Genomic DNA, 18,760 nt, shown 5'->3' on the forward strand with positions numbered 1-18,760 from the left:
TCCGCCTCTAAGCCTTATTTGGTGGCAGACTCCGAGCAAGTGCTGAAGGGAGACGCTCGATGGTTCGGAACTGTTGGTGAAGTGGCGTGCCGGCCCCGATGGACTTCATCTGTTCGACCGCAACACGGGCCTAAACATACTTTTCGACGAGGCCGATGTCGCAAAATCGTCGTGGGCCCCCGCTCCTCGTCAGGTATCAATTGCACTTACAAACGCGTGCGAACTGGCCTGCCCATTCTGTTACGCGCCAAAGAGTGCCGCTACGGTTGCCGCCGGCAGCCTTTGTTCATGGCTTGACGAGCTCGACGCAGCTGGCTGTCTTGGGGTCGGTTTCGGCGGCGGGGAGCCGACTCTTTACCGGCGGCTGCCAGAGGTGTGCCGATATGCCGCAGAAAATACGGCGCTCGCGGTCACAATGACTACGCATGGCCACCGCATGACCCCAGAGCTGATCGATGCACTTGTCGGGCATCTGAATTTTGTCCGTGTGAGTGTCGATGGGGTTGGGGCGACATATGAAGCGTTGCGAGGCCGCCCGTTTTCTCAGTTGCTGTCGGCGCTCGATCGGATTGGCGACGCGTTCAAATTTGGGTTGAATTGTGTAGTCAACGAGATGACACTGTCGGATCTTGATGCCATAGCGGACCTCGCATCTACGGTCGGTGCTGCGGAATTGCTACTTCTTCCTGAGCACGCCGTTCGCGCTCGATCCGGCTGTAGGTCTGAAGTACTTGGTGAGCTACACGCCTGGGTTGGAACCTATTGCGGGCCAGTTCCGTTGGCGATCGGACAGGGCGAACTCGGTCCAGTTGCGGTAGCTCGACCGCTTCCCCACGAAACTGGTTTGCGTGCCTATGCACATATCGATGCGTCGGCTAACCTCAGGCGCAATTCGTATGGCGCAAATCGGGAGAAAATCGACCATCGCGGTGTCATGGCGGCTGCCAGACGGCTCGAAAGGAGAGACGCGGAATGAAGATTTGGTACGGCTTCGGCACCGAGCATTCAATGGATCTCGTGATGATCGGCAGATTCCAAGATGTCGCAAGTGCTCAGACGGCTAAGGAGGTGATCGAAAAGCTTGCCGCGGCGATCCGTATCGAAGAGAAGGAGGATCGCTTGATTGTCGGCGAGCATACCGATCGGTATAGCGAGGATCTTCTAGACCTTTTGATTGAACTTGGCATCCATAACGTCAAACCGGACGAACTTGAGCAGTTCCTGTATGACGTCAATGTGCGTCGCCGTGGAGATTCGATTGTCATTACAACCGATGAGATCGACGTTCAGGCGTTCCTGAAAATCATGCTCAATAAAGGGGCACGGGTGGAGGTTTACTCCAGACATCAGCATCCCGATTCTGACCCTGTGGATGTGGCTGATGTGGCCGGACCGTGATGCCTGACCTTAATTGGGACGCTTTCCTTGCGCTAACTGGAGATGCACGCAATAACTTCGAACGGATCTGCCGCGCCGCCACGTCGCACGCGTATGGCCGGTATGGCCGTCTCGCAGCACAAGCGCAACAGCCTGGCGTGGAGTTCCACCTCCAAATTGAGCGAGCAGGCTGCGCACTAGGGGATGCTGGTCGTTGGTTCGGCTGGCAGACCAAGTGGTGGTCGCTAGGTTCGGGTCGACCCATCGGCACGACTCGACGCGACGACGTCATCGACTCGATCAGGGTCACGGAGAGACATATTCCGGAAATCACTGACTGGGTGTTGTGGACCAGATATCCGCTCACTGCCGGAGATCAAGAATGGTTTTTCGAGCTCGACACAGATATGGAGTTGCATCTCTGGACCGAGACCGAACTCGACGAGCTACTTTTCGGCGACGCGGAATTGCTGCGAGAGACGTACTTTGGAGACTTGATCCTCACTGCAGGACGCCTGGCTGATTACCACGAGCAGGCCGCCGCGGAGGTCGGCGACAGGTGGGTTTCGGAAGTCCATCAGCCGTCGCCGGCCGAGCATGCCCTGCGTCGGATGCTTGCCGAGCCGGAAGGCTGGAAAGACCTACAGCGATTTGGCCGGGACATCGAACGGTTCACCGAAGTTGTCGACGGTTCTTTGGCGAGCATGCAGACATCGTTCGCTTCCCAGGTCGAGTCAATTCTCAATACAAGTCGCAACCTAGTCGACGTGCTCAAGGACATATATGGGCAATTCGACCGGGTCCAGTCATCGGCGTTGATTGGCATTGGTCGTCGGCCCGTCCCGGTCGTAGACACCGCGATGTACAAGACCGTTCGGCGACTCCGAGCATGCCAGCACGCTTCGGCCCTTCCGGTGACGAACCTTCTCGCTCACATGCGCGATGCGGCGGACTTAGCCGCTAACGTCGAGGAGCATCTCACAACTCGCATCGCGGTCGTTAAGGGCGAGGCTGGATTTGGCAAAACACAGCTCGCCGCCAACATATCGGCACCTACTGCATCTCGCCCAGCTGGAATATTGTTATTCGGCGGTCGGCTGTCGGTGCGGGGGAGCCTTGACGATCTTGCCCATCAAGTTGTGGTCGCAGGATCACCGCTGCATTCATTCGAGGCACTGCTTGCAGCAGTCGACGCCGCTGCCGCTCGCGCTGGGTGCAGACTGCCGGTCGTGATAGACGGTCTAAACGAGGCCGAAGCTGCCACGACCTGGACCCCTCTTCTGCGAAGACTAATCACGAAGCTAGAAAAATACCCGTCGGTCCTCGTTGTATGCACAGTCCGAGCATCTTTTTTCGATGACGCCGTGCCAAGCGAATTTAATGAGATTCTGTCGCTTGAAGGGTTCGACGAAGATTTAGACGAGGCGATCGAGCGTTACTTTACGTACTACAAGATTGATCCAGCTGACGCTGAATTGCCGCGCGAGGTGTTGAACCATCCGCTGTCCTTGAAGATCTATTGCACTGTGGCCAATCCAGAGCGGAAGGAGCTAGTTAGTGTCGAGCGGCTTCCGGCCACGCTTTCGGCCATGTTTGAAGACTTCTTACTAGCAATCGGTCGTCGCGTGCACCAACTCAATACAGCCATCCAGCCGTACGAGGTCGCGCAAGCGCTGGACGCGCTGGGTAAAGAGCTGTGGGAAACGCGCGCTCGCTATGTATCACAAGAGCGGGCGAGAGAACTATTCGGTGACGCGGGCGGCTGGCAGCGTAGCGTCCTCGCCGCACTTGAGCGTGAGGGAGTTCTAATACGTCAGCCTGGTGAGGTGGGCGGGGCCAAAGTCGGTCTGGTGTACGACTTACTCGCCGGCCACGTAATTGCTAGCAGCCTGCTCCGAGCGCAAGGGGCCGGGATCGCCGACCTCGTAGCCAACGATGAAATGACGAAGATTTTTGCCGGACCATTTGATGAGCGACACCCTCTCGCGGTCGATACATTCGAGGCGCTGGCCGGTCTGATGCCCAGGAGAGGCGCACCCCAGCTCTGGCAAGTGGTACCGCGCCCGCTGCGATTGGCCGCGCTTCTCCGCGCGGCCACCCTGGAAGCCGACCATTTGGATTCCGCGACTGTTAATGCCCTGGCTGAGAACGTTGACGCACTTCGATGGAGACGCGACGATCTTTTCGACCGGCTGTTTACTACGCGGGCGGCCCCCCTTCATCCGCTCAATGCGGAGTTTCTCGATCGAGTGTTACGTCCCCGAGGCGTCGCCGACCGCGACCTGCGTTGGAGCGAATGGCTCCGCAACCATGCAAGTTCGCTCCGGGCTGACGCCAACGCTCTTGCCGCTCGTTGGAGGGCGAAATCGGATCGATCGAGCTCTGATTACTTACGGGCACAGTGGTTAATGTGGACACTCACCAGTTCTGATCGAGCGTTACGAGATGCAGCCACCGCCGCCCTTTATTGGTTCGGCAGGTGCGGCGCTGACGGACTGTTCGCTATCGCTGCCGACGCGCTCACGATCAATGATGCCTATGTTGTCGACCGGATGACTGCAGTTTCCTACGGGGTCATGACGTCAAAACAGCTGCCCGAGAAGGGATTTGACGAGCCACTCTCGTCCCTCCTTCGCCATCTCGCAGACGCTTTTACTGGCGAAGCGGCGCTCGCGCCCACCTGGCATTCGCTGACCCGACATTACGTTTCGAGCATGTTCGAGTTTGCGAGCCGGTTTTACCCAACGGCAATACCTCCAGAAGTGAAGGTACCCTTGGCGTTTGTAAGAGCGCCAATTGCCGAGCCTTTACGTGAGGGTGATCCACGGCGCGATGAAGCGGACCACACTCTGGGGATGGATTTCGGTAACTACACTCTCGGAAGGCTTTTTCGGGACCGATCAAATTATGACGACGACCACCCGGCTCACCGAGATGCGACCGATCACTTGCTTGGCGTGGTCTACGCACTAGGATGGCGCTCGGATCTCTTTGAGACGATTGAGCGCGAAATCATCTCTGCCGGAAGGGAAGACGATCCTGGTCGCCTCGAGCGCTATGGCAAGAAGTACGGATGGGTGGGGCTCTACACGGTGGCTGGGATGCTTGCCGACGAGGGCCAGAGTTCTGAGGTAGTCGAGGTCGACATCGACCCGACGTTCCCTCAGGCCCCCCCCTGTTGTCCCCATGGAGATACCGACGTGGGCGAGACGGACACCGGCCGTCGATCGTCGTTGGCTGCGTACGGGATTAATTAGGGTGCCGGATGAGTTCCTCACGCCTCCGATTCTGGGAGACGACGCAGGTCCGTGGATTCTCGTGCACGCGGAGATGGAGGCGAGCGACATCGCAACAGGGCGTAGCACCTACGGGCTGTTCAACACTGTCCTTGTGGATAAGGCGGATCTGAGTCGGCTTATCGAAGCCTTTAATGCCCTGCCTCATCCCGGACGAGACCCGATCGATGTGCCCGGCGATTACTACATCTTCGCAGGTGAGATTCCGTGGCACCACAGATTCGCAGCGCCCGAGTCGGGTCTGGGTGTCGACGATATCTATATGGAGGAGTTTGGGGCTCGCGAAGGTACGCTGCAGTTTGAGCGATTGTCGCACAGCTTCATTTGGGAGAACTACCACAGCCATGAAAATCAAGCCAATGGCTATGTCCCTAGCCGCCTATTCTCAGATCGATTCGATCTGAGGAGTATACCGGCGGGGTTTGATCATGTGGAACCGTCGGGCGCGTCTGCAGCGCGCTGCTTCTCGGCGCCTATCGGCTTCAAGCCGGACGATGAAATCTTATATCTGCGTGACGATCTCGTCCGACAGTACGCTGGCGACCGCGCCATAGTCACCCTAGCGTTCGGCGAAAGGCGGACACAGTTCACCTGGCCGGAAAGACCAGTAGGTTCGATAAAACGAGCTTATATAGACCACGAGAATGTATGGCGTTTGGTGAAAGTCCATTAGGAATCTCCGTCGCACGAACGAAGGCGCGCAACGTGGCCACCTCATCCTTCGGTCGAGTGTGACGTGCTAGCGAACCCTATGCTTCATCGCTCTAGGCGAAGGGACGCCGCACCCGATTGACCTGAAACTGAGTTCGCTTCGCGAATACCGTTCGAGCGACACTTGTCGGTGCCGAGATGCAGAATCGCGGCGTCATTCGGTTGTGTGCCGGCCCTGACCGAGTCGTCGTTGTTGGTCCTTGCCGTATATCCGATCTTCGCGCGCAGGAGATTGATCTGGCACTTGATGCTCTGCAACGTGGCGAGCGCCGTATCGTCACCGACGAGGATGGCGATCCTCGACTTATCTAGGTCCCTTGCTGCGCAACCGATCTGTGTGGCGTCCTACACCGGATATGTTCAGATCTCTGGTACCACAAGGCATTCGTGATGCTGAGTGAACTTCGCGTCTCCCAATATCATCCATCGCCGTTCAACCGCTCAAGCCGACGACGAATTGGAGAAGCGACCTGCCGCAGCTTCCTGTGATCAAGAGCAACGTTTGAAGCTGCCGCGCATCCTTGCAGATCTCGCAACCGTCCATGGTGTAGCGGTGTGGGGCCAGACGTACCCTGTTGCGAGGTTGAGTGATTACTCGTCAAGTTGTTGGAGGCGGACTGCGGCGCGGTCTCCGGCGGCAGCCAGCCCGTCGACGATGCGGTGATACTTAGTTTTCACCTCGCCGAGTATTAGTCCAGAGCCGCGAAGCTCACTGAACCACTCCTCAAGGTAGTAGAGGCGGTTAGCGATCAGGTCGTAGCGGCCGCCCGCAAGAGTCTCAATCCAGTCCAGCTCGACGGAGTTTTGCCATGCTGTCGGGGCGCTCTTGCCGAACTTGATCACGGCATCAATCGCTTTGGGCTCCCATCGAGCGAGGCTTAGCCACCGCCTGCCAAGGTCTCCGAGGTCAGCCGGTTGTATCCAGTGCTTGCGGGAATTGGCAAAAGTACCGTCGATGTCGGGATCCCAAGGATGCGGGCGGGGAGTGGGCATCAACGCGGCGACCATGTAGTCGAACCAGTGGTGTCCGGCTTTGAGGCTTGTTCCCTCACCTACCGCGTCGAGCGCAGCCTCTAGCGCCCAGGGCCAGAATTCGCGCATTAACGATCGAGTCTGGTCGTCGTAGGTGAAGACCGTTGCGAAGCCATCGAACAATTGATGCAACGCCTTCGAACTCGTAGCGAGCGTCTCGATGAACGCTTTGACTAGCTCCCGGTCGCCGTCCAGGGTGATGGAGATCATCCGTCGGGCGATCGGTTCGTGCTTGGTCTCGTGATGGTCATATCCTTCTTCCCACCAGTGCGCGAGGCCGCGGCGGTAAGCGTCCCATAGGGGAGCCCACAGAGCGCCCACTGCGTCTCGCACACAGGGCACCTGCCGAGCGTCGACCACGCAAGACAGCGGCATGCGTAGCCGATTGACTAGCAACGCGTCGTGAGCGACTGTTGGCAGCCTTTCGTGGAAAGGCGGAAGTAGCGGATCGGGTTCGCGACGCTGGGTCTCTTGGTTCCAGGGGCCCAATCGGCAATCGTGCAGGCCTTCAATGGCAGCTGCCCAAGCCGGCCCATGCCGTTGGCAATCGCCGGTGATCGCGTCGAGGTCGCACGGTTCATCCCATAGGGGGTCACAGCCCTTCACGTAGATCGCACGAACCTCATCGAAGAGACTGGTCGCAAGGGCCCGGAGGGCGCTGTCGACACGGTCTCGGTTGAGATCTAGGTTGTCGAACGCGGGCAAAAGCAAGAGAGGCACAGCTCCCGCCGCTGCGCGATCGGCGCCCATCGAAAACATCGAATCGTGGTAGCTCATCCCGTCGATCTGGGGATTCTCCGAAGCCAACAAAGTGGCTTCGACGGCCCAACGAAGGTCGGCGTCACCGATTGTCGCGAGTCTGAGTGCGTGTGAGCGCACCGCGGCAGCGGCGACGGAGACCAGTCCGTTCTCGGGCCAGAGAAAATCTGCAGGGGCGCTTGACTTTTCGTCTATCTCACGTGCAGTCGCGAGGTCCTCGGCCAAGTCTTCGACGGGCCATTCGTTGGGGTTCTCGTTAAAGCGTCCGTACCTATTCTGGAGTTCGTAAAGCGCGTTGGTCGCCTGCAACTCCGCGTTGCGAGGAGCCAGAATGCGCTCGATCGGTTCGGGCCGTTCGAACTGAATCAGGATGTGATTACCACTTGTGCTGACGCGGTAATTCTCGATGCGAAACTCGGCCGCCCAGCTTTCGATCAGCGCCAAATATTCGGCGAAGTTGCCTTGTGCGTCCTGCAGGCTGGCGCGGGCAGATGCGACGAGCTTGTCGCCGAGTGCGCTGAGTCGGGCGAGGCGTTCCTCGTCACCAGCTACCCGAGCGTTGATAACCATCCCGCCGACAGTCTCGTGGAACGTCCAGCGCCGCTGATCGGACCCCGTGAGTGTGTCCGCATCTGAATCCCTTGCTCGGAAGCCGTGGTCGTTGGCGACGCGCGCACTCTCCAGGTGCCAGATATCGGGAGAGACCAAGAAAGGGTCGAGCAAGTCGCCAACCGCCTTCGGGTGACGGGTGAGGAACCCGACGATCAATCCGGGCACAGCGAGGTTGTGACAATCGGTGAGCAGAAGTTCGAGAATCTTTCGCGCGGGGAGGTCGATCTTCTCGAACAGATGGTCAATGAATCGCTCCAATGCGAGGAGCGCGCTCATGCAGGCGTAGGGGCCCACACCGGTTCCGCGATACCAGGTCCAGACGCTGCCGTCCCCGACGAACAACCGCTCGCCCAAACCGGGGAGATCGAGGCGGACCCCTTCGAGTTCTTGGGGTCTGTTGCCGTCGTTACGGTATGTCAGCATCTTCTCAACGCGGAACTTCGCCGCATGGTTGAGCATCCGATTGATGAAGCCGATCGTTTCGAGAGGCCGAGTGTTCAGCAGTCTGAAGAACGGGCCGTAGAACCACGCTGCGGCAGAGACACCGAAGCCCGGCCAAAGACCATGCTTTAAGTCCCGTATGCCGTCATCGAGATCGTGGCCGCCCCAACGGTTGCGGGGATCTGGCAGTTCGATGTAATAAGCCTCAGCGAGGTGGAGAAGCAACTCGGGGCAAGCTTGCGACATGCTCAGCGACGCCACAAACGACTCAACCGCGGGATTCAGATTGCCTGGACGTTCTTGAGCGACTGCTCGCAGCCACGCTTCAGCACGATTGTCAACGTCTGGCCCCAGCGTGGCGAGAGCCTCGATGGCGAATTCGTCGTACAGCCGCGGGTCGTCAGCCAGGACAGTTTCGCGGACAGCTTGCCGGAGGCCGTCAGGCTGGGGATGGGAGGAGGCCATCCCACGCAGCCACGCGAGGACAAGGTCTTTGATGAGGTCATGGACAGTGCGATGCCCGAAACCTGGAATATGTCCAATGGTGGGACGTTCACAGAAGGCGACTCTGACGAGCGGTGCTAGTGCGAACGGATCTCCGATTGTGCCGTTGACGTAGCGTGCCTCGGCTAGGCGGAGAAGGGTCGCCATTGGCGCACCATCGTCCGCAGTTAAGGCATTCCAGAGTCCTCGGATGGCCTGCTCCGCGTTTCCGAGTGTCAAGAGAGCCTCGAACGGAATCTCCGACCATCGCTCCCCGTGTTCGCTGGCGATCTGCGCGAACTGAGTTGCGAGTGCGTTCCAGGCGCTCGGCTGCGGCGTGACGAGTGCGGCTTGGCATCCGAGTCGCGTTGCGCGAATGGACCACCGAGGGGCGCCGGCCGTCGCCAGCGCTTGCCAGCCTTCGACGATGAAGAGTCTGCAGAGGGCGAAATCTCTGAACAGATCAGTTGAGAACTCGTCTCCTGGAGACAGTGCGGGGTTGTTCGGTAGCCGGAGGACTCCGCCAGACCGCAATTCGGCGGCGGCAGACCCCGGGACATAATCGCAACGCAGGCCGAGATTGCGTTTGGCGACTGCCAGCGTCGCTTGTTCGCGGTCGTCTGGCGACGCCATTCCAGCTGGGCGCTCCTCGTCGCCTCGAATCAAACTGCGCCATACGGCGCTGAATACGTCGGCTTCGCAAAGGAATTCCGCAGGATCAAGTTCTTCATCGGTGCGCAGAAGGGCATCAACCAAGCCAGGACGACCGAGTAGCCACTTTGCCCGCCCATCGCTACCCAGCCGTGCGAGCGTCGGGAAAGTTCCGGCCAACTGGTCGCGCTCGTCCTGCGTCAGGGGCCCGAGGATGACCTCGGTTGGCGCAGCGCAAATTCCAGCCAAGCCGGCTGATTTTGCCAGGACTTCTCGAACCTGTCGCGATCCATCGGTGCGGGTGACGGCGACGAGGCCGACGCCTGTTTTCAGGGCCGCAACGGAAAGCGCCTGCAAGACGGCAGCTTTGCCTTCAAGCGCCGATTCGGCGCCGTCGACCAAGATGAGTCTTACGGATCCTGTTTCGCTGGTGGCCAGTACCTCGTCGAGCGAGAATCCGCCGAGGAGACCCTCGAACTCGGACGGGTTCTGGGGCAAGTCTCGCAGGCTGAGGATGGTGATCGCTGCGCCGTCGCTCCGGAGTGTCTCTGCGACACGGAGGCACAGTGCAGACTTCCCGACATCCGGTTCACCCGTGACGACGAGCGAACCAGTTGAGCCGCCCGCCGATTTCATGGCAGCGTCGACGCGCGATCGCTCCACTAATCGCTCTAGCTCAAGGGTTTCAGAATTAGTGCGCAAGGACGGACTGATTGAATCGCGGAGGCGTAAGCCTAGCCTGTCCACTACCGCCCACGCGCTGGCGTACCTCGGGGACCTTAGAAGCCGGTAGTCACTAAGGTTTCGACGGATCACTGATTGGTCTAATACCGCTCCTTGAGGTGCCCATGTGCCGACGAGCTCCTCAATCCGGGAGAAGAGCGCATCGGCGGTCGCCGGTGTGCCGTCATGAAGAACACGTTGCAGCGTGTTCACGGCCACCGTTCGGTCAGCGCGGTCAGTTCTCTCAAGGCGGAGCGTGCGAACGGTGAGGCTGGACAGTAGGCGCCACGCGAGCTCCACGCTTGCAAACCCGGAGGCCGCTGCCAGGCCATCGGCAGCCTGCTCGACAAGCCCCTTGATGTGTTCGTATCTGTCACGGACACGCCCGTTCGTGCGCCCCGGCTGGGCGAGTCGGACCTCAAGCTCTTCGCCGCTTGGCATGGACCGCGCGATCTCAGCGAGATCAGAAAGTTGGGTGATTGCGTTGGCGTTGGTCGACGCGGCAAGGACGAGCCGCCAGCGGCCGGCCCACACCGTGGCCCACTGGTCGAGGACGACCGCCAGGAAGTCGCGGATCAACGGAACGGAGGCGGTGTCACTCCGGGTCAGTAAGGGGCTCCGGCGTACGGCGATCGACGACCGGTACACCTCGTCATGCCTGTCACGTCCTTCGATCAGGATGTCGTCGACATCGCCCTGGTCACTCGCTTGCAAGCGAATCGAATCGAGGGCAAGGGAGTCTCCGAGCTCGGTCAGGGCGTCGCCTGCGAGTAGACCAGCGATCAGGTATGCCGCGTAAGTGTGCTCTAGGCGAACTCCTCCGCCGCCGGTTGAATATGGGCTCGACCTGGTGGGGGCTGAGCTCGCCGACGGCACCACTTCCTGCAGCCATTCGCTGATCGAAGGATGCGAAACCACCAGCCGCCACAATGTTGCGCGCCCGGACCTCTCTGATGTCACGAAGCCGGCTTCACCGAGCCTTCGGAGCGCATCGTTCGCCGTGGTTGGTGCGACGCCCAATGCGCTGGCAACCTTTCGGCCCGACAGCGGTTGAGTGCTTTCAGCGAGCAGGGACAAGGTTCGATACTCAGTTTCGCTGAGTGTTGCCTGGAGGGTCTCGGTCGCGGTCGCCACAGAATTACCATATGTCATGTCCAGAAAATATGGACATAGCTCGCGCGGCCGGCGAGTCGGCGGGTTATGTCCTACGGGTGTGCACGTTCACGCCTGTCACAGCAGCCGCCACGTGCGACCTGGGCGACGTATTGGTTCTGACCACGGGCGGGTGGCCAGGGGAATGCATTAATTGAGAGATTCTCGTATGATGTTGCGAGAGGGAATTGAGAGATTCTCGTATCGTGTTGCAGAAGAGCGGGGAGGTGAAGTGTCGATGTCGACCACACGGGGCCATTACGACCGCGACGGTGTGGATGCCACCCGGCGGTCCATCTTTGCTTCTCGCAACCGGTTCTGGCGTACGTCCGACATGGACACGGCTCCCTCGACTGCACAGCGGTTGCTGGCCGAACTGGTGGCACAGGGGGAATTGCGCCACATCCGTAAGGGGCTGTACTGGCGCGGCATCAAAACACCGCTGGGTATGGCGCTACCGACGCCTGACACATTGGCTACTGAACTTGTCGGGCGAAAGGGCATCGGCCCAGCGGGGCTCTCGGCAGCGAACGCGTTGCGGCTGTCCACCCAGATTCCCCGCCGCGCTGAGTATGCCGTGGTGGGCCGCCCGCCGACTGGCGGTCCAACGGTGCATTTCGTGGACCGTTCGGCTCGCCGCGGTCGCGCTGAGCGAGCGCTGAACCCGACCGAGGTGGCGACGTTGGAGGTGCTCGATGGGTGGGAGAGGGTGATCGAGACTGGCCCTGGCGAGGCGATGGAGCGGCTAACGGGGCTCATCACCTCGGGCGTTATCGACCCTGACCGCCTCGCTGGCGCAAGTGGCACTGAATCCGGTTCCGTGCGCGCACGGCTGCGCCACCTGCTGCACCGCGCGGGGCGCGCGGATCTCGCTGACAAGATGTCGGCCGCCGACCCGCGAGTTGAAGCCAAGGCCCTGGCCGGTCTGATCGCTGCTTAAACGTGGCACTTTGGCGTGAGGACGATCCAGAGGTTTTCGCGGCCACGATCGTTGCCGCTGCTGAACAGCTCGGCGTGCAGCCCCTCGCGGTAGAGAAGGATTACTGGATCTGTGAGGTGCTGCGCGCGATCGTTACCGCTCACCGCGAGGAGATCGTATTCAAGGGCGGTACGAGCCTGGAGAAGCTGCGAATTATTCAGCGCTTCTCCGAGGATCTCGATCTCCTCGTTCTAGGCGACTACGCCAACGTTCGTGCCGCCAAGCGGGCGATGAAGACGATGCTGGACACGGCAGCGTCGGCGATTGGCGTGGAGTACCGCGACCGGAAGTCGGCCGGCGACTTGGGAACTGCCACGCAAGAGGCTTGGCTGGACCTACCTCTCGCCCATAGCGACCAGTCAGGCGGACTTGCTGACCCTAAATCGGTTCTCGTCGAACTGGGCCAGACCGGCGGACCAAAACCGGCGCTGCAAGCGCAGGTTGAGTCGCTTCTGTACCGGGAGCTGAGGGCGACGGACCTCGTTGGTGGTCAGTGGGACGACCTGCGGCCGTTCGAAGTGACGATCCTGCACCCAGGACGCACACTCATCGAAAAGCTGTTGCGGGTCAACAACTTCGTCGTGGACCCAACCAAACGCACCACCTTGCATGGGCTGCCTCGTATCGGGCGTCAGTTCTACGACATCTGGGCACTGTTGGAGGACGCCTCCGTCACGACGCTGCTCGCTGACACGGTAATGGTTAGCGACATCCTCGCCAACGTATTCGAAGTGTCGCAGGCTTTCGGAGGCGATCATCCAATACCCGATGGAGGCTTCGCGGCCTCCGAAGCGTTCAATCCAAGCGGCGAGTTCGCGACAGACCTTCGCCGGGAGCACAACACCGCAATGGATACGTTCCATTACGGCAGCGAAAGGCCAACATTCGATGAGGTGCTGGAGCGAGTCCATTCGTGTTCGAAGCTCCTTGACCTCGAACGGGATTGACACGATTGCGCGTCGACAGCACCAAGGAATGGACCACGGCCAACCTCGCTGTCGTTGGGACCACTGTGGGACCACACGTCATGCGCGATGCTGAACGACCTGCGCGTCTGTATACGGTACGCACTGCCTTCAAGCTACGAAGACTGCGCGCGAACTGCGCAAACAAGCTGCCGCTACTTCCTGGGGGTCAAGTGGTCGCAGGTTCAAATCCTGTCAGCCCGACACAGGTGTTTGGCCCACATTGGTCGCCGGTTTCCTCGGCAGAAACGCCGCGGGGATAAACATCAACCCGACCAGGACGACCGCCACCACGAATACGAAGCAGTAGGCGTGAGATAGGTCGTGCGACACGTTCCTCATGAAGTCGGAAGCCAGCGCTCTGCGGGGTATTGCCGACGGGTCGACTCGCAGTCCGAGCCGGGCGGCATTCTGTCGCAGGATTGCGATTTTGTTTGCAGCGGAGATGTTTTCGCTGCGATTGAACTCGTTGGTGAGGATCACCGACATCAGCGCGGCACCTATCGACCCGGCAATCTGCTGATTGACGCTAATTAGCGTCGAACCCCGCGCGATCTGATGCGAGGCCAAGGCCTGCACCATCGATCCCGACAGCGGCATCATGGTGCAGCCCATGCCCATGCCCATGATCGCCACCCCGGCGAGCAGCGTTGGCAGGTAATGCTCTTGGCTGGCGGCACCGTAGGCGAAAATGCCCATCCCGGTGCCCAGTAGCGTGATGCCGAGCAACACGGCCTTGCCCGGTCCGTGTTTGTCCATGAACGTCCCGGCAAGCGGCATGGTCAGCATGGCCCCGAGTCCCAGTGGGATCATGTGTACCCCGGACTGCAGCGGCGTCTGGTGCAGCTCCTGCTGCAAGTAGCTCGGGAACAACACCCAGGTGCCGAAGAACGCGATGGCGAACAACAATGTCGCCGCGTTGGCGAGCGTGACTACCCGGTTTTTGAACAGCCGCAGGTCGATGAGTGCGTGGTCCGTGCGGTACAGGGCATGCACGACGAACCCGGTAATCAGCACCACACCGATCGCGGCCGGAATCCATACGTGGCGGTCGGCAACGGTGCCGCGGCCGGGAATGGACGACACTCCGTACAACAATGTCGCCACGCCGGGCGACAGCAGCAGTAGGCCGAGGAAATCGAAGGTTTCCGACGGCGTCGAGTGATCTTGCGGGAACACCATCGCCGCAAGCAGGAACGCGGTCAGTCCGATCGGCACGTTGATCCAAAAGATCCACTCCCAGCTATAGGTATCGATGAGCCAGCCGCCCAGGATCGGCCCGCCGATCGGGCCGAGTAGCAGCGGGATACCCAGCACCGCCATCAGCCGGCCGAGTCGTTTCGGGCCTGCCTCGCGCGTCATGATGGTGAACGCCAGCGGTATCAACATGCCGCCACCGAGGCCCTGAGCCATACGAAATGCGATGAGCAAGAAGATGTTTGGTGCCATCGCGCACAGCAATGAGCCCAAAGTGAACGCCAGCACCGATCCCATGAAGAGTCGCTTGGTGCCGAATCGGTCGGCTGCCCACCCCGACAGCGGTATGACGGTGGCCATCGCGAGTGTGTAGCCGGTCGTCGTCCAGGCGACGATCGCCTGGGTGGAATGGAATGCGTCGATGAAAGTGCGCTGCGCGACGCTGATGACGGTGATGTCCAGGTTCGACATCACTGAGGCCAACATGCACACGCCCGCGACCCGAAGTAGCGCGGCGTCCAGCTTCTCCGGGCAGAGGTGTTCGCCGGGCACCAGCAGTCCAATGTGATCGTTTGACACGGTTCCTCCCTAGCTAACTGGTGAGCGCGCAAACGTCAGGTGGGGCTCCACGGCATGGCTGCTCCAGGCCCGCAGGCCGGGCCGGTGTCGCTCAGGCTCTTGGCGCTTCTATGAATCTCGATACTCCCAGTCGACGTGGTCCAGAACGTCCCCGCTGGCATCCCTTTAGCCGACACCGCCAGCCTGACTAGGGCATACCTACTAGCTGCAATTACGCTCAGCACTGTCGGTGGTTGCGCAAGCGAAGGGATCGACGTGGCAGTGCAGGCAGGGCAGGCGGGTCTGCGGGTTGTGCTCGCCGACGACGATGTGCTGCTACGGGAAGGGCTAGCCAGCCTGCTCGCGCGTTCGGGGTACGACGTCGTGGGCCAGGTCGGTGACGCCTCGACGCTTCTAGAACTGGTCCGTACCCAGCGGCCGGAACTCGTGATTGTCGACATCCGCATGCCTCCGACCGGCACCACCGACGGACTCGATGCGGGAATGGCTATTCGGCAGGAGATGCCGGAAGTCGGGTTGCTTGTCTTGTCAGCCCACATCGAAGTTGAACATGCGATCCAGCTGCTGGCGAGCGGTGGCGGTGTGGGCTACCTGCTGAAAACCCGGGTTACCGATGTCGCCGACTTTCTCGACACGCTGGGGCGGATCGCCAACGGCGCATCCGTGGTGGATCCCGCTCTGGTTCAGGAATTGGTGTCCGCGCGCAAGCGTGATGATCCACTCGCCGCGCTCAGCCCGCGCGAAAAGGAAGTATTAGCACTGATGGCAGAGGGCCGCTCAAACGCCGGCATTGCACGGCAGTTGTGGCTGGCCGAAGGCACCGTCGAGAAGCACGTGCGCAGCATCATGACGAAATTGGACCTGCACGAGACCCCTGACGATCACCGCCGCGTCCGCGCGGTTGTCACCTTCCTCGAGGCTCGCTGACGGGCGGCCGCGGTGATGACGGCGTGGCCACGGATGCGTGCTCGATTAGATTCGATGCCGCTGTCACGGACCGCACTACCCATGCCACTGGGGCTTGCGGTAGCGGCCGGAGTCATCGCGGCAGAGACTCTCGTGTTGCTTTTGCTCAAGAAGCTCGCCCCTGACAACGCCTTCGGCGTCTTGTATCTGGTGGGTGTCTTGGTCGTCGCAACAGGCTGGGGCGCCGGTTTGACCGCTGTGATGGCGGTGATAAGCGCGATTGCGTATGACTGTTTCCGTCGCTGGCCGAATATCGGTGCGGCGCTGACCCAGCTCCAGGACTGGCTCGTATTGTTGGTCTTCGTCGTCGTCGGGCTGGTAGCGCACGCTTTGGCGCGCACCGCACGCACGCGTGCGGCGGAAGCAGAGGAACGCCGGCAGCAAGCCGAGGCGAGCAGCGAAGCGCTCGGTGCCCTGGCTGACCAACAAGCGGCGCTACGCAGAGTCGCGACATTGGTCGCCCGGGGAGTCCCGGCATCCGAGATCTTCCCGGCGGTGGCGCATGAGCTGGCGCGCTGCCTCGCGGTTACCGACACGTCGCTCTGGCGCTACGAACCTGACAACACCGCCACACTTGTCGCGGCCTTCGACGACCCCGGACAGACGAAGCGCAAGCCAGTGGGCACTCGCTTGCCGCTAGAGGGCGACAACATGGTCAACACGGTGGCTCACACTGGTAGACCTGCCCGAGTGGATGACAATGAAACAAAGATCGGTGCCATCCCGACGCTCATCCGCGGGCTTGGCTTGCGCTCTGGGGTAGCGACGCCGATCTTCGTCGAACGCCGGCTGTGGGGCGCCGCGGTTATCGGATCTCGCCAGGCGGTGCCACTGCCACCGGACACCGAGCAGCGGATCGGCGAGTTCACCGAACTCGTTGCCACCGCCATCGCCAATGCTGAAGCGCACGCCGCACTCAAAGCCTCACGCGCGCGTATCGTCGCTGCCGCCGATGATGCGCGCCGGCGTTTGGAGCGAGATCTGCACGACGGCGCGCAACAACGGCTAGTGTCCCTTGCGCTACAGCTAAGCTCCATCGGGGAGGATTTGCCCCCCGAACTCGCCGCGCTCAAAACACAATTCTCCGAGGCCGTAGCCGAATTAGCCTCGGCGTCAGCGGATCTCCGAGAGATTGCTAGGGGCATTCATCCGGCGATCGTATCCATCGGCGGCCTTGGCCCGGCGCTCAAGACGCTCGCACGCCGCTGCACCATCCCGGTCACGCTGCACGCGAAAATCGAAGGCCGAGTATCCGAGCCGGCCGAAGTCGCCGCGTATTACGTTGTTGCCGAGGCCCTTACCAACGCCAGCCGGCACGCGCAGGCTTCCGGGGTAGATATCGACGCCCAAACCAACGGATCGGATCTGGTGCTTTTCATTCGCGACGACGGCGCCGGTGGAGCCGACATCGAAAATGGGTCCGGTCTCATCGGCTTGATCGACCGGCTAGAAGCCCTCGGTGGCCGCTTGAGCGTGCGGAGCCCTCTGGGCGGCGGCACCACACTGCATGCCACGATCCCAATCTCTGCCTGAAAGATCTGTGCTTACCCAAGTTCTCCGCGGTGCGTGCCATCACAACCGCTGCGCGGTGACAAACTCGGCGAACGCTGCCTTGTCCTCAGCCATCGGCTCGCCATCAATCCAGCGGCCCAGCCGGTGCATCTCGTCCAGTGCGCTTTGGCCCGTGGCCCGCCAACCGTGGTTGTTGAGCCAATCGGCGACAACGGCACGATTCTCGTCGTGGTAGACCAGCTCCAGCACGTCCACGGCCTGCTCGAAGCCGAACGCAGCGGCGACGTTCTTGAACCGCTCGCGCATTTCCTCTCGCCGCGCGTTGCCATGGTGAGGCGAGGTTTCAGCCGCGATCCGGCTGCCGGCAGGGCTCAGCTCACCGATCCGGTGGAAAAGCTTGTCCTGCGCTTCGGCGGGCAGATACATCAACAACCCCTCGGCCAACCAAGCGGTCCGTGCTGCCGGGTCGAAGCCTGCGGCGCGCAGGGCGGCCGGCCAGTCCTGACGTAAGTCGATGGGCACCGCGCGGCGATCGGCCGCGGGCGCCACCCCGTTTTCCGTCAGCATCGTGGACTTGTAGGCCAGCACCTTAGGCTGATCGATCTCATACACGGTGGTACCAGTCGGCCAATCCAGGCGGTAGGCACGAGAATCCAGTCCTGAAGCCAGAATCACGACCTGGCGGATTCCGTCGGCTACAGCATCGCTGAAGTATGTGTCGAAGAAGTTTGTCCGCACCGCTTGGTAATCGGGCATGTGAGCGACGACGGCCGCGACCTCGGCGTCGATAACTTCGAGCTTGGCCACCATCGACGGGTCCAGCATCGCTACCCATAGAAGGTTGGCACCGGCATTGGCGACCAGCAGTTTCGCGTACGGGTCGCGGATCAACGCGTCGGGCCGATCGGTTTCGACAGCCCGGCCGGCAGCCACCATCACCGCGGTACTCCCGACACTGGTCTTGATGTCCCAGGTGTCGTCAGGGGTGCGCAATTCGCTCATCGTCTGCCAAGTCTCGGGATGCCGGGTATCGAAGTTCCGTCACTTAGCTGTTGGCTGCAATATGGTGGCCACCACGCGCATGGCGCCGGCACTTTCCAATGCCTCATCCGAACAGCTGGGGGTCAGGATGTCGTCGATACGGCCGAAGGTAAAGACTGTGCTCATGTCGATCTTCTTTCGTTGAGTTGGTGGAGCTGCACCTAGCGGCTCAAAAGTGGTCTGTGTGTGAACTGCTGAACGCCACGACGGTAGCCCGACACGATCACTGTTGGCCGCCCTGCTGCCGGGGTTCTCGCCCCCCTGCTACCTGATATTCGGCAGGT

General features: G+C 60.9%; 12 protein-coding genes. 8 read left to right on the forward strand and 4 right to left on the reverse strand.

The genetic code is table 11. From position 1 onward, the window contains the following. The first annotated feature begins 76 nt into the window (after positions 1 to 76). From DB708_RS15160 to DB708_RS15175, 4 genes are read left to right on the forward strand one after another with little or no spacing between them, the layout of a single operon-like run. Complete coding sequence (locus DB708_RS15160) at positions 77 to 976, forward strand: radical SAM protein (protein ID WP_108923105.1); 900 nt, start codon at positions 77 to 79, stop codon at positions 974 to 976. Then, entirely contained in the window at positions 973 to 1,398 is a 426-nt protein-coding gene (locus tag DB708_RS15165) for a DUF6375 family protein (RefSeq protein WP_108923107.1), read from the forward strand. The genes DB708_RS15160 and DB708_RS15165 overlap by 4 nt, the downstream gene beginning before the upstream one ends. After that, a complete protein-coding gene (locus DB708_RS15170) occupies positions 1,398 to 4,634 on the forward strand; it encodes an NACHT domain-containing protein (RefSeq protein WP_108923109.1) in 3,237 nt (1,078 codons plus the stop codon). The genes DB708_RS15165 and DB708_RS15170 overlap by 1 nt, the downstream gene beginning before the upstream one ends. A gap of 1 nt (position 4,635) precedes the next feature. After that, entirely contained in the window at positions 4,636 to 5,346 is a 711-nt protein-coding gene (locus DB708_RS15175) for a hypothetical protein (protein WP_108923111.1), read from the forward strand. 629 nt (positions 5,347 to 5,975) lie between these two features. On the opposite strand, the gene DB708_RS15180 is transcribed toward DB708_RS15175, so the two are convergent. Then, on the reverse strand, positions 5,976 to 11,219 hold the full coding sequence (locus DB708_RS15180) for a hypothetical protein (protein ID WP_133251014.1): 5,244 nt from the start codon (positions 11,217 to 11,219) through the stop codon (positions 5,976 to 5,978). 256 nt (positions 11,220 to 11,475) lie between these two features. Between DB708_RS15180 and DB708_RS15185 the strand changes: the two genes are divergently transcribed. Both DB708_RS15185 and DB708_RS15190 read left to right on the forward strand, forming a co-directional pair. After that, on the forward strand, positions 11,476 to 12,177 hold the full coding sequence (locus DB708_RS15185; RefSeq protein ID WP_235616772.1) for a hypothetical protein: 702 nt from the start codon (positions 11,476 to 11,478) through the stop codon (positions 12,175 to 12,177). A gap of 2 nt (positions 12,178 to 12,179) precedes the next feature. Then, the gene (locus DB708_RS15190) at positions 12,180 to 13,163 is read left to right on the forward strand and encodes a nucleotidyl transferase AbiEii/AbiGii toxin family protein (RefSeq protein ID WP_108923117.1); all 984 of its coding nucleotides are present in this window, start codon (positions 12,180 to 12,182) and stop codon (positions 13,161 to 13,163) included. 213 nt (positions 13,164 to 13,376) lie between these two features. Here DB708_RS15190 and DB708_RS15195 read toward each other — a convergent pair whose 3' ends face one another. Next, the gene (locus DB708_RS15195; protein ID WP_235616773.1) at positions 13,377 to 14,957 is read right to left on the reverse strand and encodes a DHA2 family efflux MFS transporter permease subunit; all 1,581 of its coding nucleotides are present in this window, start codon (positions 14,955 to 14,957) and stop codon (positions 13,377 to 13,379) included. 255 nt (positions 14,958 to 15,212) lie between these two features. On the opposite strand from DB708_RS15195, the gene DB708_RS15200 reads away from it, so the two are divergent. Then, positions 15,213 to 15,884 (forward strand): response regulator, encoded by a 672-nt coding sequence (locus tag DB708_RS15200; protein WP_409347599.1) that lies wholly within the window; start codon positions 15,213 to 15,215, stop codon positions 15,882 to 15,884. Positions 15,885 to 15,965: 81 nt separating this feature from the next. Then, positions 15,966 to 17,456: a GAF domain-containing sensor histidine kinase gene (locus tag DB708_RS15205; RefSeq protein WP_235616774.1), complete on the forward strand. Its 1,491-nt coding sequence runs from the start codon at positions 15,966 to 15,968 to the stop codon at positions 17,454 to 17,456. Between the two features lie 39 nt (positions 17,457 to 17,495). On the opposite strand, the gene DB708_RS15210 is transcribed toward DB708_RS15205, so the two are convergent. Beyond that, entirely contained in the window at positions 17,496 to 18,428 is a 933-nt protein-coding gene (locus DB708_RS15210; RefSeq protein ID WP_108924281.1) for a class I SAM-dependent methyltransferase, read from the reverse strand. Positions 18,429 to 18,476: 48 nt separating this feature from the next. Continuing rightward, complete coding sequence (locus DB708_RS27980; RefSeq protein ID WP_261859443.1) at positions 18,477 to 18,602, reverse strand: hypothetical protein; 126 nt, start codon at positions 18,600 to 18,602, stop codon at positions 18,477 to 18,479. Positions 18,603 to 18,760 lie beyond the last annotated feature (158 nt).

Origin of the sequence: Mycobacterium montefiorense, assembly GCF_003112775.1 — a bacterium.
Taxonomy (GTDB): Bacteria; Actinomycetota; Actinomycetes; order Mycobacteriales; family Mycobacteriaceae; genus Mycobacterium; species Mycobacterium montefiorense.